Consider the following 3,055-nt stretch of genomic DNA (forward strand, 5'->3'; position numbering starts at 1 on the left):
CCACGGTCGCAGAGATCGCCGCTCGTCTGTCCTTGCCGCTCGGTGCGACGCGGTTCCTGGTCGACGACCTGGTGACACAGGGTTATTTGCGGGTGCGTGCCCCCCTCGGTGACTCGATGACAATCGACGAACGACGTGAACTGATAAGAAGGACCCTGGTTGGCCTACGTGCACTCTGACGTAGCCGTCCGAGATCCCGGCTGGACTCCGCGCCAGCCGGGATCCTGACCTATCGTGCCTGTTCAGGCATTGTGCCCGGTCCTGCCAGTGTGGGGCGCAACCTCAAGAGGCTCTCCACCTGCGGGCACACCCGGCTCGCTCCGCTTCAAGATCGGCCGATCTTCGAAATTCCCGTCCCCGGGCTGCTACTTTCTCGTCATTGCTGGTTCAGCTGCTGATCGGCAAGTTTCGAACTGGGGGGGTTCGTCATGGCGGTATGGGGTGAGCACGCTGTCGTTCTCGGCGCGAGCATGAGCGGACTGCTGGCGGCCAGGGTGCTCGCCGACTCCTACCGAACCGTGACGGTGGTGGAGCGCGATGTGCTGCCCGACGATCCAGCCAACCGGCGCGGCGTGCCACAGGGCCGGCACGTGCACGCCCTGCTGCCGCGTGGTGCGCACATCTTGGAGGAGTCCTTTCCCGGGGTTCTCGATGAGTTGGTCGTCGGGGGTGCGCCTGTCTGGGACGACGGGGATGTGTCCAAGTTGTATCAGTCTTTTGCCGGCCACCAGATGCCACGTTCGGGCCTGGCAGCCCTCGATGCCAAGGCCAACGCGATGTACATGGCGAGCAGGCCGCTCCTGGAGTGCCATGTGCGACGCCGCCTGCACGCGTTCGACAACGTGACGATCCTGGAGGGCCAGGACGTGGCTCAGCTGACATCGACGCCGGATCGCAGTCGCGTAACCGGCGTGCGCGTGACCGGCAGCGACGGCGGCACCGAGCAAGAGTTGATGGCCGATCTCGTCGTGGACGCGATGGGGCGGGGTGCGCACACACCGGCCTTTCTGGAGGGTCTCGGGTATGAGCGACCGGTTGAGGACCACATCACCATGCACACCACCTACGTCAGCCAACTGCTGCGAATACCGCCGGGCACCCTCGAGGAAATGCTGGCCCTCATCAGCCCCGCACCGGGACGGCCCACCGGGATGTTCCTCACCGGCTATGAGCACGACCAATGGATCTTCACGGTCTTCGGGATGGTCGGACACGAGCCGCCCCGCGAGCTGGCCGGAATGTTGTCCTTCGCCGAGGATTACGCCCCGGCGCACCTACTGGCGGCAGTGCGGGCCGGTGAGCCAATCGCTCCGGTGGTTCGACACCGAATGCCGTCCAGTCAGTGGCGACGCTACGACAAGATGCGACGATTCCCCGACGGCCTCCTGGTCACCGGCGACGCCATCTGCAGCTTCAACCCGATCTACGGGCAGGGCATGACGGTCGCGGCGTTGGACGCCGTGGCACTGCGAGAGTCGTTGCGCCGCGGGGTCAGCGACCTGCCGCGGCGTTACTTTCGCGCCGCGGCGAAGTCGATCAGGGTGGCCTGGCAGCTCGCAGCGGGTTCTGATCTGGCTTTCCCGGAGGTGCAAGGACGACGCACGCCGTCGATGCGGATGACCAACCGTTTTGTCGAGTGGGTGATGACCGCATGTGAGTCCGACCCGGTGGTGGGTGCCCAGTTGTACAAGGTGACGGGGCTGGTCGACTCGCCGACCCGAATGCTCCACCCGTCGTTTCTCTACCGAGTCGCGGCTGCCAACCTGCGTCGCCGCCAACGTGTTTCGCCGCCCCAGCCAGCCGGCGTGCCAGGCATATGACGGCTGCACGCCGACACCAGACACGTCGTCGAAGTGACCGCGGCGCGACGTGTTCCTGTGTACACACTGCAGCGTTCCCATCGGGCTAGCGAAATAGTCCCGCTTTGCGGCGACGCGGTGCGAGGATGCCGACATGACAATCGTCTTGGTGCACGGCAACCCGGAGACCGACGCGATCTGGGGCCCACTCGTCGATGCGCTCGGGCGTGACGATGTGGTGCGGTTGTCCCCACCGGGATTCGGGGCCGCCCGGCCGGACGGCTTCTCGGCTACCTACCTGGCCTACCGGGACTGGCTCGAAGACGAGCTCGGGGCGATCGACCAACCGGTCGACCTCGTGGGACACGACTGGGGCGGTGGCCACGTGGTCAACGTCGTCATGCACCGCCCCGACCTCGTGCGCAGCTGGACCAGCGATGTGCTCGGATTGTTCGACCCCGACTACGTGTGGCACGACCTCGCCCAGGTCTGGCAGACATCCGGCGAGGGCGAGCAGCTGGTCGACACCATGATGGGCGGCACCATCGAAGAACGCGCCACTCAAATGTTTGCGCTGGGCATACCGACCGACATCGCGACGTCCATCGCTACCTCCCAGGGCCCAGAGATGGGTCGGGCCATCCTCGATCTTTACCGCTCGGCGCGCCAACCCGCGATGGCCGAGGCCGGTCGTGGGCTGGAGAACGCTCGGGCCCGGCCGGGCCTTTCACTACTGGCCACCGAAGACCCATACATCGGCTCCGACGAAATCCGACGACGCGCGGCCGAACGATCCGGCGCCCACACCGAGGTGCTCAACGGGTTGGGACACTGGTGGATGGTGCAGGACCCCGCTCGCGGGGCAGCAGTCCTCGCTCGCTTCTGGGAAGCGTTGGACTAGACCGGCTTGCACAATTGCCGCCATGGCCTCGCCGCGCTCCTGGACTACGTACGGCAGGTTGACGCAATCGTGATCGTCGGATCGACCGTTTGGGCCGCAACGCCGCCGAGGTAATGACCACAATCCGCGACCTTGACGAGCGTGGAATCGTGCTGAGGTCGCTGCATGAAGGCATCGACACATCGAACGCGTCAGGTCGCATGGTGGCCGGAGTCCTCGCCTCACTGGCCGCACTTGAACTGGAACTTGGTCGCGAACGCAGTACAACAGCGCGACGGGCGCGTGGACCTTCCATCGGTCGCCCGAAGGCTCTCGACCCTTCCAAGGTGTCTCGCGTGCGACGGTCTACCGCGTT

The 3,055-nt window shown here is 65.7% G+C and carries 3 protein-coding genes and 1 pseudogene; all 4 read left to right on the forward strand.

The features are described 5' to 3' along the window. The coding region (locus QOI01_RS18235; RefSeq protein WP_526383365.1) for a DUF742 domain-containing protein at positions 1–179 on the forward strand (179 nt) is incomplete at its 5' end. Between the two features lie 249 nt (positions 180–428). Then, the gene (locus QOI01_RS18240) at positions 429–1,820 is read left to right on the forward strand and encodes an FAD-dependent oxidoreductase (RefSeq protein WP_526383361.1); all 1,392 of its coding nucleotides are present in this window, start codon (positions 429–431) and stop codon (positions 1,818–1,820) included. Positions 1,821–1,953: 133 nt separating this feature from the next. Then, positions 1,954–2,700: an alpha/beta fold hydrolase gene (locus tag QOI01_RS18245; protein WP_526383363.1), complete on the forward strand. Its 747-nt coding sequence runs from the start codon at positions 1,954–1,956 to the stop codon at positions 2,698–2,700. 18 nt (positions 2,701–2,718) lie between these two features. Then, a pseudogene (locus tag QOI01_RS18250) lies at positions 2,719–3,055 on the forward strand (recombinase family protein); the annotation flags it as partial.

Origin of the sequence: Mycobacterium sp. (assembly GCF_032162605.1) — a bacterium.
In the GTDB taxonomy this organism is placed as follows: domain Bacteria; phylum Actinomycetota; class Actinomycetes; order Mycobacteriales; family Mycobacteriaceae; genus Mycobacterium.